The sequence below is a fragment of the Paenibacillus sp. Z3-2 genome, assembly GCF_054161325.1.
Window position 1 is genome coordinate 1,090,555 of the sequence record NZ_CP096397.1, and the last position, 18,778, is coordinate 1,109,332.

17 protein-coding genes are annotated in these 18,778 nt (G+C 47.3%); all 17 read left to right on the forward strand.

Annotated elements, in window-relative coordinates; genetic code table 11:
• The first annotated feature begins 137 nt into the window (after nt 1-137).
• The 17 genes from M1D71_RS04685 to M1D71_RS04765 all read left to right on the forward strand — a co-directional run bounded on the left by M1D71_RS04685 (nt 138) and on the right by M1D71_RS04765 (nt 18,722).
• Nucleotides 138-1,946 carry a cache domain-containing sensor histidine kinase gene (locus tag M1D71_RS04685; protein ID WP_458125466.1) on the forward strand — a complete coding sequence of 603 codons (1,809 nt, stop codon included), beginning with the start codon at nt 138-140 and terminating at the stop codon, nt 1,944-1,946.
• A gap of 14 nt (nt 1,947-1,960) precedes the next feature.
• Nucleotides 1,961-3,025 carry a response regulator transcription factor gene (locus M1D71_RS04690; protein WP_458125467.1) on the forward strand — a complete coding sequence of 355 codons (1,065 nt, stop codon included), beginning with the start codon at nt 1,961-1,963 and terminating at the stop codon, nt 3,023-3,025.
• 233 nt (nt 3,026-3,258) lie between these two features.
• Complete coding sequence (locus M1D71_RS04695) at nt 3,259-4,176, forward strand: ABC transporter permease (protein WP_047844113.1); 918 nt, start codon at nt 3,259-3,261, stop codon at nt 4,174-4,176.
• 14 nt (nt 4,177-4,190) lie between these two features.
• Nucleotides 4,191-5,060, forward strand: coding sequence for a carbohydrate ABC transporter permease (locus M1D71_RS04700; RefSeq protein WP_145321031.1), 870 nt, complete (start codon nt 4,191-4,193; stop codon nt 5,058-5,060).
• 60 nt (nt 5,061-5,120) lie between these two features.
• A complete protein-coding gene (locus M1D71_RS04705) occupies nt 5,121-6,776 on the forward strand; it encodes an extracellular solute-binding protein (protein ID WP_458125468.1) in 1,656 nt (551 codons plus the stop codon).
• Nucleotides 6,777-7,103: 327 nt separating this feature from the next.
• The gene (locus M1D71_RS04710) at nt 7,104-7,550 is read left to right on the forward strand and encodes a tellurite resistance TerB family protein (protein WP_458125469.1); all 447 of its coding nucleotides are present in this window, start codon (nt 7,104-7,106) and stop codon (nt 7,548-7,550) included.
• Nucleotides 7,551-7,585: 35 nt separating this feature from the next.
• The gene (locus M1D71_RS04715) at nt 7,586-8,179 is read left to right on the forward strand and encodes a TerD family protein (protein ID WP_062837433.1); all 594 of its coding nucleotides are present in this window, start codon (nt 7,586-7,588) and stop codon (nt 8,177-8,179) included.
• Nucleotides 8,180-8,269: 90 nt separating this feature from the next.
• Nucleotides 8,270-8,845, forward strand: a complete 576-nt coding sequence (locus M1D71_RS04720; protein ID WP_091015801.1) for a TerD family protein — start codon at nt 8,270-8,272, stop codon at nt 8,843-8,845.
• A gap of 93 nt (nt 8,846-8,938) precedes the next feature.
• A complete protein-coding gene (locus M1D71_RS04725; protein WP_458125470.1) occupies nt 8,939-9,520 on the forward strand; it encodes a TerD family protein in 582 nt (193 codons plus the stop codon).
• Between the two features lie 26 nt (nt 9,521-9,546).
• On the forward strand, nt 9,547-10,803 hold the full coding sequence (locus tag M1D71_RS04730) for a TerD family protein (RefSeq protein WP_458125471.1): 1,257 nt from the start codon (nt 9,547-9,549) through the stop codon (nt 10,801-10,803).
• A gap of 238 nt (nt 10,804-11,041) precedes the next feature.
• The gene (locus tag M1D71_RS04735) at nt 11,042-12,139 is read left to right on the forward strand and encodes an HpcH/HpaI aldolase/citrate lyase family protein (protein WP_458125472.1); all 1,098 of its coding nucleotides are present in this window, start codon (nt 11,042-11,044) and stop codon (nt 12,137-12,139) included.
• Entirely contained in the window at nt 12,069-13,502 is a 1,434-nt protein-coding gene (locus tag M1D71_RS04740; protein ID WP_458125473.1) for a phosphoribosyltransferase family protein, read from the forward strand. Before M1D71_RS04735 ends, M1D71_RS04740 begins: the two co-directional genes overlap by 71 nt.
• Entirely contained in the window at nt 13,499-14,650 is a 1,152-nt protein-coding gene (locus M1D71_RS04745; RefSeq protein ID WP_458125474.1) for a cysteine protease StiP family protein, read from the forward strand. Before M1D71_RS04740 ends, M1D71_RS04745 begins: the two co-directional genes overlap by 4 nt.
• Entirely contained in the window at nt 14,650-15,498 is an 849-nt protein-coding gene (locus tag M1D71_RS04750) for an HAD family hydrolase (protein ID WP_458127161.1), read from the forward strand. The genes M1D71_RS04745 and M1D71_RS04750 overlap by 1 nt, the downstream gene beginning before the upstream one ends.
• Nucleotides 15,499-16,548, forward strand: coding sequence for an ATP-grasp domain-containing protein (locus M1D71_RS04755; protein WP_458125475.1), 1,050 nt, complete (start codon nt 15,499-15,501; stop codon nt 16,546-16,548).
• A gap of 306 nt (nt 16,549-16,854) precedes the next feature.
• Nucleotides 16,855-17,607 (forward strand): hypothetical protein, encoded by a 753-nt coding sequence (locus tag M1D71_RS04760; protein WP_458125476.1) that lies wholly within the window; start codon nt 16,855-16,857, stop codon nt 17,605-17,607.
• 11 nt (nt 17,608-17,618) lie between these two features.
• Nucleotides 17,619-18,722: a toxic anion resistance protein gene (locus M1D71_RS04765; RefSeq protein ID WP_036606281.1), complete on the forward strand. Its 1,104-nt coding sequence runs from the start codon at nt 17,619-17,621 to the stop codon at nt 18,720-18,722.
• Nucleotides 18,723-18,778: the final 56 nt, after the last annotated feature.

Sequence of the window (18,778 nt, forward strand, 5' to 3'; positions counted from 1 at the left end):
CATGTCTGGGTCACAATGCCTTCAAACTCTGACTACCGATTGAAGCGGTGTCAGGGTTTTTCTGGTTTTTTCCAATAGGGGTATGATATGTTTTTAGAAGTAAGACATGTACGGAATAGGTGAGGTGCGTGTGCAAGATGTGGTGGATGAACTTTTGTAAACGCTTTAAATTTAAAACAAAGCTAATCTTGTTTTTATCTGCGGCAACGGTCCTAATCTCGGGAATCACAGGGTTAATCACCTATCGCATCCATATTGACCTGTTCAATGAAGAGGTCAGTCGCCAGTATAGCCTTACAGCTGAGCAGATTCTTGCACGTCTGGATTCTCGGGTACACGACATGTACAAAGTCACCGATTATATCACACTGAATCCCTCCGTGAAAAATGCCATCAAAGCACAGACCTCAGGCATCTCATCCTATGATCAGATGAAGCTGGAAGATGAACTGGATGATCAGTTGTATCAGGTAAGGCTGGATGCACCCGAGATCATGGGGCTCCGCATATATGATCTGAAGGAAAACATATTTAATCTCGGCGCCTTCGCTGGCTCGTTTCAACAGATGGACCCTTCCTATCTTGCGGAAATGGTTCATAGACTGGAAGGAACGGGCGGCGAATATGGTTGGAATCGTTTGGGGCCGGATGCCTTCTTGCAGGAGGAACAATCCAATTGGATTCTAGCGGGACGATTAATGCGGTCTGTTGATCTGGAGACCTATGGCGTCATGTTAATTCTGTTTAACACCTCGTTGTTCGAATCTTATCTCAAAGATCTGCGACTGAATGAGGAAGTGGCTGTCTACTTGTTTGACGCAGATGGTGAACTTCTATATGCCTTTCATAATCAGGATGCAGACCCACCACCGCTTACCGAGCTAAGCCTAGGGGCGACCGAGATCAGGGATGAGCAGGGAACAACCCACTTGTATACGAAACAAACGTCAGACAAAGCGGGCTTTACGTTGGTCAGCAAGGTCTCACTCGCTCAGATTCAGAACAAGGGAAAGATCATTGTAAAAGTTGCCGTGTTCTCTGCGGTAGCGAGCGTATTATGCTCATGGCTTATCATTACCGTAATTAGCGGCAGACTGTTGCGTCCGCTTGCGAGTCTGGTCAACGCGATGAAAAGAGTCCGTGATGGACAGTTCGATACACGGGTAAGGATTGAGTCCCGGGATGAGCTAGGCTTCATCGGTGAACGATTCAATGCAATGGCGTCCCGGATTGATACGCTGATCCATGAAGTGTATGAACGGGAACTCAGTGAAAAAGAAGCCGAACTCAAAGCCATTCAGGCCCAGTTGAATCCCCATTTTCTGTTTAACACACTCAGTATGTTTTTCTGGAAGTTCTATATGCTTGGCGATGAGAAATCGGCTCGCCTGGTCACTGCATTGTCTGAGATGCTGCAGTATACGCTGGAGCCCGTGCAGCGACTAACGATCGTGCAGGATGAGATGAAGCAAATGGATCATTACCTGCAGATTCAGCAGGCTCGGTATCAGGAAGCTTTGTCGATTACAATTACCGTTCCTGATGAATTGCTTCGCTGTCAGGTTATCCGACTGTTGCTTCAGCCCATCGTGGAGAATGTTTTTGTTCATGCCTTCTCGGACAAAAGGAACAACCGCCATCTGGAGATTCGTGGCTCGCGGCAAAACGGACATGAGGGTGAGCCGGATCTGCTCATCATTGAAATCTCAGATAACGGCTGCGGCATGCACGCATCGGTCATTGAAAACATTATGACGCCAGTGGCACATGTGGACGACGAACGCCAGCACATTGGTATGCGGAGTGTACTTCGAAGAATTGAGTTGATTCATGGCGAACCCTACGGTGTACAGATCGAGTCGACTGTGGGTGAGGGTACGCTGGTGCGTCTTCGTTTGCCTTATCAGATTGGTGAGGGACTCATGCCGGGAAATTCAGGTGACTGAGAGGAGTAGGTTCTGTGAATGGACGTATGCTTGTGGTGGATGATGAAGTATTATTTCGTCAGGGGTTGATTCATCTGGTTCGTAATAACCCCCTCGGCTGGGAGGTCGTTGGGGAAGCGGCCGATGGAGAAGAAGCGATGCAGGCTGTACACAGCTGCACACCAGATCTCATCATTACGGACATCAACATGCCTGTGATGGATGGTCTGGACCTTGCCGAACGCATACACGAGAGTGGACTGGACATTATGATTATCATTTTGACAGGTTATCGTGAGTTCGAATATGCACAGCGTGCCATCCGTTATGGGGCGATTGAATTTTTGTTGAAGCCGTTCTCGCTCGATGAAGCATGTCAGGTGTTGCAAAAGGCACATGAACGATATCGCCGGAAACAGTCTGACATTCGGATCAGGGAACAATACAGCCAGGTGGACCGTACCGAGAGACTGCGAGAGGAACTGACTTCGCTGGTGCTCCATCATCAATTCGGAGCGATAATGAATCGGATCGAGATTTTGCTGGAAGAAGTGTCCGGGATGAGCTTGTCGCAAGGCAAAGCGGAGATTCATATGCTTATGAAAATCATGGCGGACTTGCTGGTACAACAGCTTCAGCCTCAGGAATCCGGTGGGATGGACTCCACTGCCCCAGATCCACTACTCTGGATTCATACCATTCCTGAAGTCATCGCTTGGGCCCGTTGCAAGAGTGAAGAGTGGGTGGATATGCTGATGCGGCTAACTCAGGAACAGCAGGATCATGTCGTTACACGAGTCATGCAGTATATTGAAATGAACTATTCCAGCACCTGCACGTTGCAGGCCGTGGCTGCCCATGTTCATGTGACACCCAACTACTTGAGCCATTTGTTTAAAAAAGAGACAGGACAAGGCTTCAGCCAATATGTCAGCAAGCGCCGAATTGATAAGGCTAAGCTGCTGCTGCACAGCACTCGGCAGAGCATGGCAGATATAGCGGAACTGACCGGGTTCGATAACTCCAGTTATTTTACAACCGTATTCAAACAGATGACGGGAGTATCGCCCCGCGAATATCGCAAGCAAGTAGCCAAGTGAAGTGCCCGGATTAGTGATGTAGCAATCCCCCTTGAACTGCTGCAGGATCAACCCCACCATGTGGGGTTATTTTGCGTAGAAAATTATAAAAGGATCGTTAAATATCAAATGTTTACGCTTACATTTTTATCTAAAATACAACTATAGTACATCAACAGCAGAGAGGAGTGATGGATATGAAGGGGGAACTGACCGCAGGTCCGCCGTCTGGATTACAACCGCCGGACAGTGAGATGAAGCATCGGATTCGGCAGCAGCGACTGCGACGATTCAAGATGAATATTCCGTTAATCTTGATGTTTGTGCCGGTGATTATGTTCTATCTTACCTTTCGTTATGCACCCATTGGAGGTCTGGTCATGGCCTTCAAGGATTATAACTTCTATGATGGGCTGTGGAATAGTCCATGGGTGGGCTTTCAGCATTTTCAGACGCTGTTCAGTGATCCGCGCACGGTGGAGATTATTCGCAACACCTTGTTCCTCAGTCTCTTAAGCATTATTATCGGATTTCCCATTCCGATCATTCTGGCCATCATGCTCAATGAAGTGCGAAACATGGCATTCAAGCGAACAGTACAGACGGTAGTCTATATGCCACATTTCTTCTCCTGGGTTATCATTGCGATGATGATCATGACGGTCTTCTCTTTGGAAAATGGGATCGTAAACCGCTGGGTTGAGGCCTGGACGGGAGCGCCTTATCCCTTCATGTACAACAAGGGCTCCTGGGTTGCAGTATTTGTCGGCTCAGGGATCTGGAAGGACATGGGCTTCAATGCCATCATTTTTCTCGCGGCACTAACGACCATTGATCCGAGCCAGTATGAGGCTGCGCAGATGGATGGAGCCAGCAAAATGCGTCAGATCTGGCATGTCACCCTGCCCGGTATACGCTCCACCATTATTCTCCTGCTGATCCTGTCGATGGGACGAGTGATGGAGGTTGGATTCGATCAGGTGTATATGCTTCAGAATTCCAATGTCAACGAGATAGCGGATGTCATCAGTACGTATATCTACCGCACCGGTCTTCAGGGAGCACAGTTCAGCCTGACAACGGCGATGGGATTGTTCGAATCCCTGGTTGCATTTATCCTCATTTTCAGTGCCAATTATATCGCGCGTCGATTTAACGAAGGTTTGTGGTAGGGAGGGAGAACAGCATGAGAAAAACCAAAGGAGAAAAAGTCTTTTACCTAATCAATTATGTATTGTTGTCACTGGTTGCCATCAGCTGTATCCTGCCCTTACTGAACATCGTTGCCTTGTCATTTAGTGATGCGAGAGCGGTCGTTTCAGGTCAAGTGGGGTTATGGCCCGTCGATTTCACCTGGTTCTCCTACCACAGCCTAATTACGGGAACACCGATCCTGAATGCATTCTGGAACAGTGTGGAGATCACATTGATCGGTACAGGGCTGAGTATGGCGGTGACGATTATGGCGGCATATCCCCTGTCACGCAGACATTTTTACCACCGGCGCTTTTTTACGATGGCGATGGTATTCACGATGATTTTTAACGGTGGACTCATTCCAACGTACTTGGTCGTGCAAAATCTCGGTCTTGTGAACAGTTACGGTGCGCTTTGGCTACCGGGCCTGGTGAGCACGTATAACATGCTGATCATGCGATCTTATTTTGAAAATCTCCCGGGAGAAGTAGACGAGGCCGCGCGCATCGATGGTTGTGGTGAACTGGGGCTTTTGTTCCGAATTGTGTTGCCATTATCCAAACCTTTGCTGGCGACTATAGCCCTCTTTTACGGCGTAGGTTACTGGAATTCGTTCATGAGTGTGATGATTTATATCAATGATACGTCCAAATACAACATGACCGTGCTCGTCCAGAATATGATTATGTCCAATCTGAATGTACAGGATTTTACCGATCCAACGATGATATCGAATCTGACCCCGGAAGGCATCCGGGCAGCGGCTGTCATTGTGATGGTCATACCCATTTTGGCGGTGTATCCGTTCTTGCAGAAGTACTTCGTTAAAGGGGTCATGCTTGGATCAATTAAAGGTTAAGGCAGGCTGCAGGTTAACCCGCATGGGTTCATATTACAGGAGAGAAAGAGGGTCTTATCTATGGCGTTAACGATGAAGGCATGGATGAAGTCGGGTCTCGTTCTGGGCTTGATCGGTGGTTTGCTGGCGGGATGTACAGGAGATAACGGTAGCGAACAGGGGGAAGGCGAAGGCAACAGGGGGAACATCACGTCAACGATCTATGATCGGGGCGCGGTCCCAAGCGGCATGGGTACGATCGAAGATAACATGTGGTCCAAGTGGATCAACGAGAACGGGCCGGCTAATGTAAAATATACAGCAGTTCCCCGCTGGGAATCCCAGTCCAAACTTAACGTTTTATTCGCTTCTGGCAGTGCACCGGATATTATTTTTGAATTCGGTACGCCCATCCGTAACACACTGTTTAATCAGAAACAGCTGATGCCGCTGGATGAGATGATCGAGAACTCGAGCGTGGAATACAAAGCCTTGATGGAAAAATATCCTCAGCTCAAGAAGGCCGGCATCAAAAGTGATGGCAAGCTCTATGAAGTGGGCCGCATGAACGAGGTGTTTCCGTTGACAAGCTTTTTCATTCGGGAAGACTGGCTGGAAAAGTTGAATCTGGAGGTGCCGACCAACGAGGAAGAGATGCTGGCGGTGGCCAAGGCCTTCACGGAGAATGATCCCGATGGAAACGGAGCGAATGATACATACGGCATCGGTGGATTTCAGTACGGAGATACGGCGGGTCTTTTCCGTTATATGTATAACGCCAACTGGGTGAACGTGGAGAATGGGGAGATGGTGGTTGGTCCCAACAACATGAAGGAAGCCGCGGCATTCAAACGTGTATTATATGAAGCAGGCGTGGTGGATAAGGACTTACTGACCGACAAGGACGGGGCCAAGGCGAAGCAGGATTTCCTGAATGGCAAAATCGGTATGTACGCGGCCATGACTTCGGATTATACCGGGTTTGCAGCGAAGGAACTGGATACACTGATGCAAAATGTTCCTGAGGCTAAATTAAAGGTCATCGCTCTGCCAACCACGTCCGTAGGACAGCACACGATGGTGTGGAATAACCCGGTTCAGATGACTGCAGCTGTGAATGCGCGAGCCAAAAATCCGGAAGCAGTCATGCAATATATCGATTTTCTGACCAAAACAGAGTCAGGCCGAACCTTCAAAAATGGATTTGAAGGCACGCATTATACGTTGAACGATCAAGGCTGTCCGCGTATCTCGGATCAGGGGAAATACAAGCAGGAGATCAGCTGGGCAGGCGATTACGCCATGCTGTACAGTCGCCTGGAGGAAGGCAAATGTGGGTACACTGAAATGTTGTTCAGCGAAGAGATTCCGTCGCAGAAGGAAGGACTTCGACTTTTTAAGGAAGCGCGTGAGGTATACATGACGGATCTTCCGGTGGGAGAGGGCGTTACCCATTCGGAACATATGCCGCAGTTGCCGAAGGAACTCCAGGTGAAGCTGACCAATGTGACGACAGCCATTAACGATATCTTTACCCGTTCCATCATTGGCGGAAGCAAATATACGGTGGAACAGGCTGCTGCCGAAGCACAGCAGAAGTGGGAACAGGGCGGTGGCCCGGAGATTGAAGCATGGTACAAAGACTGGTGGAGCAAGGAAAAGGATAATGTACTGGTCTGGGACGATTTCTATGAAATCTATGAACAGCAACAGGCTGATTTTGAAAAATCGAAGTGAATTCAAGGATTCAAATCATCCATAAGATTTATAATTTTTGGTGTTGGCAGGAATAAGCGCTCTGATCTCCTGATCAGAGCCTTTTTACGTGAATATTTGCCTGAAAAATGAAGTGAATAGGAAGTTCTTGCATCTTGCTTGAAACTATATCTGGAACGATGCGTATCATAAGGTATTAATTGTTTTTTAATGTAGAATATTGCCGTATTTCAGAGTATAGTTAAGGAATAATTTAACTTATATTCAATTATGATGTAGGGATGAAAATTACTGAAAACCATGAAAAAGTGGGAAGAACACCATGTATGAAACTATTGGAGGTTGAGTATGAGTTCATTTAAAGGCTGGTTAAATTCAACAAAACAAGGACTTGAAGAGCAAGTCAAAAAATTTAAAAATAAAGATTTTATGGACGCCGTAGTTGCAGGCTGTGCACTGGTTGCTTTTGCGGATGGTTCCATTGACGAAACCGAGAAGAACAAGATGGCCGGCTATATTAAACTGAGTCAGGAATTGAAAGTATTCGACATGGGAGAAGTGATTACACGCTTCAATCATTATGTCGCGAACTTTGAGTTCTCTCCGGAGATCGGGAAGCAGGAAGCGCTGAAAGCTATTGGGAAATTCAGATCCAAGCCGGATGTAGGCCGCGTTATTGTGGGCGTGTGCAGTGCGATTGGTTCAGCTGACGGCAACTTTGATGACCAGGAGAAAAGAGTCGTTGCTGAGATATGCAACGTGCTTGGACTGAATCCGGGTGAATTCAATCTCTGAGTAGCTATTTTACATATGAAGGGAGGTGAAAATCAGTGGCAAGCATTAATTTGGTCAAAGGACAGAAGATTGATTTAACCAAAGGCAATGCAGGACTTACTGAGGTGATAGCTGGTCTCGGTTGGGACCCGGTAACTGCCAAAGGCTTCTTCGGAAGAAAGAAACAGGCGGATATCGATTGTGATGCATCGGCGATCATGTTGAATGAAGAAGGCAAGTTGGTGAAGGACTCCAACCTGGTTTGCTTCCACAACAAGCAAAGTGCATGTCGTTCGGTTATCCACTCAGGTGACAATCTAACAGGACAGGGAGACGGTGACGACGAACAGATCAAAATGGATCTGTCCCGTATTCCTGCTGATGTTCATAAAGTATTAATCGTTGTTAATATCTACGATTGCGTCAATCGCAAGCAAGATTTTGGCATGATTGAGAAGGCTTATATTCGTATTCTGGATGGTAAAAATTCCAGTGAGCTGGTGAAGTTCAATCTATCCGATAACTACACAGGTTCAACAGCGTTGATCTGTGGTGAATTGTATCGTCATGGAGGTGAATGGAAATTCTCGGCAATTGGAGAGGGTTCCCATGCGGTACATATTAACGAACTCGCTCGCAGGTACTCCTAAGTACAAGATTTAATCTAATTCGACAATAATCCTGATATTCATATGTAACGATAACTACAATAAATTATAAATAAGCGAGGATGATCAACGATGGCAATTAATCTCTCCAAAGGTCAAAAGATCGATCTGACTAAAACCAATCCAGGTCTGACTAAAATTACAGTAGGTTTGGGCTGGGATACCAACAAATATGATGGCGGAAAAGACTTTGACCTGGATGTATCGGTATTCTGTGCGAATGCAAACGGTAAAGTAGAAGGCGAGAAAAACTTCATCTTCTTCAACAATCCACAAAATGAAAATGGTTCTGTGGTTCACACCGGTGACAACCGTACAGGCGATGGCGATGGTGATGATGAGCAGATCAATATCGACCTGCCTAACGTTCCCGCCAATGTAGAGAAAATTGCATTTTCCATCACGATCTACGAAGCTACGGAACGTAGCCAGAACTTCGGACAAGTCTCCCGTGCTTATGTGCGAATCGTCAACGAAGCAAACAACGAAGAATTGATTCGTTTCGACCTCGGAGAAGACTTCTCCATTGAAACGGGTGTAGTTGTTGGTGAGTTGTATCGTCATAACGGCGAATGGAAGTTCAGTGCCATTGGTAGTGGTTACCAGGATGGATTGGTTGGACTGACACGCGACTACGGTTTGCAATAGGACGTACAGAATGACTTACAGGATGGGAAGAACCGTCTCCTGGACGGTTCTCCTTTTCATTTAATCAGATATCTTGGAAAGGTGGAAAAACAAATGACGATCAGTCTTGCCAAAGGACAACGTATTGACCTGACTAAGACGAATCCGGGTCTTACCCGTGTCGTGGTTGGGTTAGGTTGGGATACGAACAAATATAGTGGTGGAGTCGATTTTGACCTGGACGCTTCGGCTTTTTTGCTGTACGAAGATGGCAAAGCCAAAGGTACGGATGACTTTGTTTTTTACAACAATCCAAGCGGTGGTGCGGGTTCAGTGACACATACCGGTGACAATCGTACGGGTGAGGGTGAAGGCGATGATGAGCAAGTAGTCGTTGACTTCAGCAAAATCCCTGCGCACATTCACCGGATCGGGATTACGGTAACGATCTATGATGGAGATGGACGAGGGCAGAATTTTGGACAAGTCTCCAACGCTTTTGTTCGTGTTGTTGATGCTGCAAGCGATCGGGAAGTGCTTCGTTTCGACCTGGGAGAAGACTACTCCACAGAAACAGCAGTTGTGTTCTGTGAGTTTTACCGTGCAGGTGCGGACTGGAAATTCCAGGCGGTAGGCAGTGGCTTTACGGGCGGACTTTCTGCTTTATGCAAACATTACGGACTGGATGCACAATAACTTGGCATAAGAAAGGTGAGTCTGCTATGGCGATTTCTGTCGTGAAAGGCCAGAAGAGTGATCTGACCAAAACCAATCCGGGCTTGTCCCGTCTAACCGTAGGCATTGGTTGGGAGGCAGCTTCCGGAGTGGAGCTGGACACATCGGCATTCCTTCTGGCTTTAGACAATAAAGTGGCTGGAGATGAGGATTTTATCTTCTATAACCAGCCTTCTACCTCGTTCATCACGTATATGGATGGTGGGCAGGTTGGTGGAGAAAAGAAACAGTTCGCCATTGATCTTGGCAAAATCCCTGCCCGAATTGAGAAAATCGCCTTCAGCCTGACGATTCATGACGGTGAAGCACGACGACATCATTTTGGACAGGTACAGCATGGTTTTTTACGGTTTGCCAATGCAGCTACAGGTCAGGAAGTGATGAGATATGATCTGGGCAGTGGTTTTACAGTGGAGACCGCGATTGTCATCGGTGAATTGTATCGTCATAACGGAGAATGGAAGTTTAATGCTATAGGATCGGGTTTTGCAGGTGGCTTGAATGCACTATGCGCCAACTTTGGTGTGGATGTGGATGGTGGATCAGATTCTGCGCCAAGCACATCAACCATACCACCGACAGCTGCACCGACTCCACCACCCCCGGTACCCGTACCTCAGCCGACGCCTGCTCCTGTGAATTCGATCAATTTCAGCAAAATTGAATTGAAGAAGAAAGGTGACACCATTAACCTCAAGAAAAATGCAGGGGGACTTGGTGAAATCCTGATTAACCTGAACTGGAATCAACAGGGTGGCAAAGGGTTATTTGGTCGTAACAAGAGTATTGATCTGGACTTGGGTTGCCTGTTCGAGATGAAGGATGGTACACGGGATGTGATCCAGGCCTTGGGACAAACATTTGGTTCGCTGAACCGTTTTCCTTATATTGCCCTGGATGGTGATGACCGGACAGGATCGGTTAAAACGGGAGAGAATCTACGGATTAATGGAGCACGCATTTCGGAAATTGAGCGCATCCTGGTATTTACCTATATTTATGGTGGCGTGGCCAACTGGTCTCAAGTAGACGGTGTGGTAACCATCCAGCAGAAGGACGGCCCCGATATCATTGTCCGAATGAATGAATACGGAAGTCCACTCGGCATGTGTGGCATTGCCATGTTACGCAATGTGAACAATGAGACATTCAGCATTGAACGAATTGTGCAGTTCTATAATGGGCATCAGGCGTTGGACGAGGCTCATGATTGGGGAATGCAGTGGGTTGCTGGAAGAAAATAATCATTCGTATTTATTCAATCCCTCCAGATTAAGGAGGGATTGGTTTTTATGCCCCGACAGCTTGAATCAATTCATGCAGATTGGCTATTGCCAAAGGTGCGAGGAGGAGACAATCCTGAAATATTTTAATTTTTTGAGTCTGGAAGAAGAAGATACTTTATTTTTCTCTTCGCCCGTCTCGTTCAATCACCGGACTTCCAAAGATTTACTGGCATATGCTGTTGGGGCCGCTTTATATATGCCCGCGACGCGCACACATATCGCGGACGACATTATAAATGGTAAGCATGAAGGTCTGACGACCATTATTATTGATCTGGAGGACGCTGTGGGTGACGACCAAGTGGAGTTTGCCGAACAGTGTCTGGCACAGCATCTAACTCAACTGATGACTTATATGGAGACAGGCATGCTCAGTCAGGATCGAGTGCCTCTTCTGTTTGCTCGTGTACGTTCACCACAACAGTTGGAACGTCTGATTGATACGTTGGGAGAACTGGTATCCATGCTGACAGGCGTGGCTTTGCCCAAGTTCTGTGTGGGGAATGGAAGAGCCTATTTCGAACAGATCCGCAAGTATAATCAACTGAAACCGGATCATTATCCCGTCCTCTATGGAATGCCTATCCTAGAGACTGCTTCGATAATCTATCGGGAAACAAGATGGGAGACTTTGCTGGATCTTCGAAACATCCTCGATGAAAATGATGAATATGTGCTCAATGTACGCATTGGTGCGACCGATTTCTCCAGCCTGTTTGGACTACGCCGCAGCCCGGAATTGACCATATACGATATCGCCACGATCCGTGACTGCATCTCGGACATTATCAATTTGTTCGGTCGGATGGACAAGCCGTACGTGATTTCGGGTCCAGTCTGGGAATATTTTAGCCAGCGGGAGCGCGTGTTCAAGCCTCAATTACGACAGACTCCATTCGAAGAAACTCTCGGCAAATCAGGGCTGCATCTGAGAATGAAATATATTACGAACACAATGGATGGATTGATGCGTGAAGTCATGATGGACAAGGAAAATGGAATTGTAGGCAAAACGATCATTCATCCTTCTCATATCAAGCCGGTACAAGCGATGTACGTTGTTACACATGAGGAATATTCCGATGCACAAGACATCATCGCCCGTAATGACGGTAGCCTGGGTGTGTTCAAAAGTAATTACTATAACAAAATGAATGAGATTAAACCACACTTGAGCTGGGCAAATCGAATTCTAATCCGATCACAAATATATGGGGTGTTACATGAACATCAGCATTTTGTCGGGCTCTTGCCCAAGCACGAACAACAAGACAACTACGTTTCCAATTCTTGATCAATTCAGTCTGCACGTTCAGGTCACACATAATCCGCTGCAACTGCCACTGGAATCATTATTTTCAATGGCTGCACGAATCAATAAGAAACGTTCTTTTCTGTTTGTAAGCAGACTGCTGGGCAAGCATATCCCGGTTAACCCGTATACCTCGCTTCTGAGCGGCGCTGCATTGGCTGTTCTGTTATATGAGCACCTGACTGAAAAGACGGAAGAGACCAAAGATCAGATCATCGAATGGAAACGGGAAATGGTCGAAGGATTGATTGATCCCAAGCAAGCTCGGCAAGTATACAACATGCTGTTGCAAGAAAAGTTGAGTTTGCCAGAAACGATTCGTTTTGTTGGTTTTGCCGAGACAGCTACAGCGCTGGGCCACAGCATGTACGAGATGTTTGCTGATCATGCTTCCTACATTCACACCACTCGCGAATATGTTCCAGCGATGCGTCCGGATATTCAATTTGAAGAAGAACATTCCCACGCGATGGCTCATCGCTGTTATGCGTTGGATCACGAAGCTTTTGCAGGAGAGGGTCCAATTGTTCTGGTGGACGATGAGATTACGACGGGCAAAACGACGTTGAATATCATTCGGGATATTCAGGCCCGATATCCTCGGAAGCAATATGTGATTGCTTCACTGCTGGACTGGCGTACGGAAGCGGACGAGAATCGATTTGCCGAACTGGAAATTGAGCTTGGGATTACCATTACACCATTAAGCCTGTTGAAGGGTCGCATTGACGTGGTGGGTACTCCGCAGTTGGAAGCAACACAGCAAGATGAGCAGCTGTCCCATCCTGCCGTGACGCTTCAGACATCTAACGTTGCCGATGCCTTCGATCAGCTTTATGCCACTTCGGAGGATGGTGAAGGTAACCGTAGCGCAGCGAGCTACGTCCAGCATACGGGCAGGTTTGGTATGCAATCCCGGCATAATGGCGTATTACGTCAGGAGATTAGCCAGATTGCAGAACGACTTCGGTCGCAGCGTACGGGAGAACGGACTTTGGTGATGGGAACAGGGGAGTTCATGTACATTCCGATGCGTATTGCTGCTGAGATGGGGGAAGGCGTGTTGTATCAATCCACTACTCGCAGTCCAATCCATACCCATCCGGCTCCAGGATATGCTGTTCGTAGTGGTTCTGGATATGCCTCACCGGAAGACGCATCTGTTCGTAACTTTATCTACAACATCGCCCCGGGACAATATGACGAAATTTTTGTTCTGCTGGAGAGACAGATGTCCGAAGAACGAATGGAACCGATGGTGAAGGTACTGGAGCAGCTGGGATGCGGACCCATTCATATTGTATATTGCGGCTTGCCAGAGAAGACAGGGGACAACGAGCAATGAACTTAACTACACTGGAGCTAATCAGACAACGTGAGATTCAGTCTCCCGAGCCGATGGGCAGCTATGCTGCATCCGACGTTGTTTTCCTACTGAAGGATATCAGCCATGTGGATCTGGAAAAGGGAACAGGTGAACGGGAGCAGGCGATCCAATCCGGAGTTCATTATTCGGAGATGTTACCTGTGGAATATCAGCCCACAGCCGAATACATCGAGCTGTTTCACCAGACGTTGGAACAATCCGCCGCGAGAATCGCACTTCATACCGCCATCGTGGCTGAGAAGATCGTGGAGCGCAGGGGCCTGAATCTTGTGCTGGTATCTCTGGCTCGAGCGGGAACTCCTATTGGCATCCTGATCAAGCGATATATTGAATTGAAATACAAGGTGACGATTCCGCATTATAGTATCTCGATTATTCGTGGCAAAGGTATGGATGAGAACGCAATTTTATATATTTTACAGCAGCATGGGCTGGAAAAAGCCATTCAGTTTGTAGATGGTTGGACCGGCAAAGGGGCTATTCGCAAAGTGCTGAAAGAATCCTGTGATCAAATGGAACGGACTTATGGCGTAAGACTGGATGATGATCTTGCCGTGTTGGCCGATCCGGGGCAATGTTCAGGCACCTTTGGGACAAGGGAAGATTATCTCATTCCTAGCGCTTGTCTGAATTCGACGGTCTCGGGACTTGTGAGCCGTACAGTGCTTCGGGATGATCTGATTGGGCCGACAGATTTTCATGGAGCCAAATGGTATCGTGAATGGTCCTCTGACGATGTGTCGAACCAATACGTGGATACCATCGCTCAGCATTTTCCACAGGTGATGAACCAAGCGGAACTTCGTACGGACACCAATGCTATCGGTACTTTGGAAATCACCTGGAAAGGCTGGCAGGATATTGAGTCCATTCAGCAATCCTTTGGCATTGCGAGCATCAATCTGATTAAACCTGGAATCGGAGAAACAACCCGGGTGCTGCTGCGCCGGGTCCCTTGGAAGATTCTTGTGGACCGTCTGGATAATCCGGATTTGCAACATATCATGATGCTCGCCAGAGACAGAGATGTGCCGGTTGAGGTATATCCGGGATTAACCTATTCCTGTTGCGGCATTATTCAATCCCTGGGAGGTGGAGGAGAATGATGATCTACGCAAGTGATCTGGACCAGACGCTGGTGTACTCCCGTCGTGCGCTCCGTATTCCCGAAGATACACCGGGACTTGTTCCCGCAGAGTGGATTAACGGCAAGTTGTCCGCTTTTATGTCAGCATATGCACTGGAGCGGTTGCAGTCTTTGCCACAAGACATTGTATTTATGCCTGTGACGACACGTACCGTGGAGCAGTACCGGCGCATTCATATTTTTCAGACCGAATGTATTCCGAAATATGCGGTGACGAGCAATGGTGGCAACATCATTGTCGATGGTCAGGTAGACGATGAATGGAACCTGCATATTCGTTCTTTGCTTCGTCAGCAGGCAGCTGCACCCGAAGAGATCCTGGATTTATTTGACGACGTACTGAGCCCGGAATGGGTGATTAACCAGCGATTGTGTGATGAGCTGTTCTATTCACTATTGATCGAACGTGATAAGCTTCCAATGGAACGCATTGCCGACAAGATTCGGGTGTTAGAGACGCTGGGATGGGAGAGTTCAATTCAGGGTCGGAAGCTCTATCTGGTGCCTTCGGCCGTGAACAAAAGAGCTGCAGTGGAGCATATTAGGCAATGCATTGGCGATGTACCTGTAATTGCTTCAGGTGACTCCTTGCTGGATCGCTGTTTGCTGGACTTTGCGCAGCATGCCATTGCTCCATCTCACGGGGAGCTGCATGTGGAGAGACAGCGTGTACCTGAGCAGGTACCGTATCAATTTACGGAACAATTCGGTGCTTTTGCAGCAGATGAGATTCTCGATTACGTTCACCGTATCCATAACGATCAACAGATCCAGATAGACCATGCCGTGATAAGGGAGACCGTATAAATGAAAAAAATGAAGATTTACTTCAACCGTTGGTTCTCTGTAACGTATCATTATATGAATGCGATTCGAGACAATGAGGATGGTTTCGAATTTGAAATATACGGCACGCATCCTGATCCGGGACATATGGCATTACAGGGCTGTGATGTTGCAGAGGTTGAACCGCGTGTAACGGGCCGGGAATATGTTGATTTTTGCCTCGACTTTTGCCGTCGTCATCAGATTGATGTCTTTATTCCGCGCTGGAACATGCTGGACATCAGTAGACATATCTCCTTGTTCGAAGAGATCGGTACACGGGTTATCGTATGCTCGGATACGGAATTGCTGGAACAATTGATGGAGAAAGACCGCTTCTATGAATCGGTACGTGAGAAGGGCATTATGGAGATTCCGGATTATTTCACGGTCAGTAATGCTGCACAATTCCAGCAAGCCTATGAGGCGCTGCGTGCACGTGGACATGATGTATGCTTCAAACCATGTAATGGTGAGGGTGGTATGGGATTCCGGGTCATTAACAATGAACGTGATCCGTTGCAGGAGTTGTTCGGATATGCGCTTAACTCGATTTCATATGAAGATGCCCTGCGTGCGTTCTCTTCTGCTCCGTCCTTTCCCAATGTCATGGTGATGGAGGTGCTGGAAGGATACGAGTACAGCATTGATTGTCTTTCGGATCGCGATGGGAAACTATTAACGGCTATTCCGCGTAGAAAAGAAAGAGGACGCTTACGCTTACTCGAAGAAAACGAGGAATTGCTGGCGATTGCCCGCAATGTGGCAGAGGTATATCGGATTCCTTATAATTTTAATATTCAGATGAAATACCGCAAGGATACACCGAAGCTGCTTGAGATCAATCCGCGAATGTCGGGTGGGTTGCACATGTCTTGTCTGTCCGGCGTGAACTTCCCTTATCTCGCGGTCAAGTCTGCACTTGGCCATGATATTGGACCACTTCATCCGAAGTTTGGTCTTCTGGGAAGTCACATCGAACAGCCATTTATAATCGACGTTCAGAAGGTAAGCGGAGTACATCACGTCTAGCTGAGAATTTCCCTCAACATTGACACCTTCTGGATGGTTTTTTTACAATACGGATAAGAGGTTATTCAAAAAGTCCACTTTTGATTACGAATAATGCCTTACTGCATCATCAGCATCGAATATGAAATTCAGCCGAAATAAGCGGGAGGCTTACGAAGTATGTTTCCTTTGGAAACATTGTGGTTGCTCACGTAGTTTTCCTACGCTCCGCTACTCCATTTCTATCTTCATTCCATCTTCTCGGTACTGAAAACCAGACTTTTTGAATATGCACTTTATGTGTTGTTACAGGCAGGAGGATAAGTAATGTTACGGAAAACGAAGATAGGTATAGGCGCACTGGTCGGTTATGGTCTCGCGGCGATCTCGAGTCCCTTTCTACCGGATGTTATCACGTGGGCGATTCCGGCACTGGCAACTGTGGTGGGGGGACTGATTCCTTCACGTTCCACGCCACGTACACAGGTCGAGGGTTCGTCATCAGCACCTGTACCCATTACAGACATTGGAAATGAAACATCTCGCTTGAACGGTGGACAAGCGCCGAGCGCAGTGCCAGCAGGGACTATAGAAGCTTCCCCGGCACAGCCCCATTCGAGTTCCACTCCCGCTCAACATGGGGGCTCAGAACAAGCGAAGCCTTCCCGGACTGAACCAGATCCTGTATTTGATCCGGTGATTGAGTACCTGGAAGTTCTGGAGGACATGATCATCTCCGAAGGTCAGAAGAACGAGCTGGATAATGAGATCGTGGAGAAATCACTGGCGTTGTTTGCTCGTCTGCAGCGTGTGATTCCTTCCCTTCAGGAGCTGAACAACGGGGATATCAACCATACGGTGCGCAGACTGATTTTGAAAGACCTGAACGGTTTTATTAATCCATTTCTACGTTTAAGCGGAGAAGCCAAACGCAATAATCGGCGTATGCTTTTGAATGGTCTTCGGGACGTGGATTCCAAGATATCGGATATTGTATCAACGATTGAACATAAAGACTTAATGGAGCTCCAGAACAAAGCGGAATTAATACATCAACGGTATAACAGCTCTGAATTATAGGAGGGATTGGCATGGCAACGGAATGGGCGCAGTTGAAGCAGGAAGATGAGCAACGGATTAACCAGGAAGCAACGCAGCTTATTCAGAAAGTGTCCCAAAGTGATCCGGCTCACCTGGATACCTTAATGGATGATATCGGCAAGTTGGGTGTGAAAACACAAGAGAGAGCAGGACAGACCCTCAAGCTGCTTGATCGTCCAGTCAATGAACTGATGTCGGGGAATCGGGCTGAGGTATCGAACATGATCCTGAAGCTCCGTGATGAATGTGAGAGTCTGCAGCAGAGTAAAAATGTGAGTTTTGTCGGGAAGTTGTTACGTAAAAGCCCGCTGAAAAACTACGTGTACCGTTATCAATCCGTTCGCACAAACATTGATGCCATCATTAACGGGTTGCGGGACGGCAAGGACAACTTGGAAGAAAGCATCGTGAATATGCGTCAGTTGAAACGTTCTTCCATTCAGGAGATCTACAATCTGCAGACCAAAATTTCCTTTGGTAATCAGTTAAAAGCGTTGTTTGAAACCGAGATCGCCAAGCCTGAGAACGAGAATCGTAAAGCACATCTGGAGCGTGGTTTGCGCAAAGTGGTTACGCGTACCCAATCCATGACAGAGATGATCATGCTCTACAATCAGGCGATTGCAGCTACCGACATCATTAATGATAACAATGACAAGCTGATTGATTCAGTGAATAACGCCATTGATAAAACAGCGAATCTGATCACCGTTTCGGCCATGATTGCGATGGCACTCAATGATCAGGAGAAGGTCATTTCTGCTGTGGAAGCTACGAATAAGACAATTGAAGATCAATTCAAGGAGAACGCCAGATTGTTGAAGACAACGACAGAGAAAACGAATGAGTTGTTGTCCAAACCGGCCATGTCCCTTGAAGCGGTCAATCAAGCGATGGGTGATCTGATGTCTGCGCTGGATCTGTCCGAGCAATCCAATCGCCGGATCATCGAGAGCTGTAATGACTACACCAACAAGATGACGACACTTAACGCCAAAATGAGCGATCGATTGGGTCTGGAAGGGCCGAAGGCTGCTGCCATTCCGGAGAAAAACAAACCGGATTCCAGTGCATTAGGATCTTTCCTGGATTAGGGTAAGACTCGCTGCGTATCGTATCGAGATGGCTACATGTATTTATTTTCTACGAG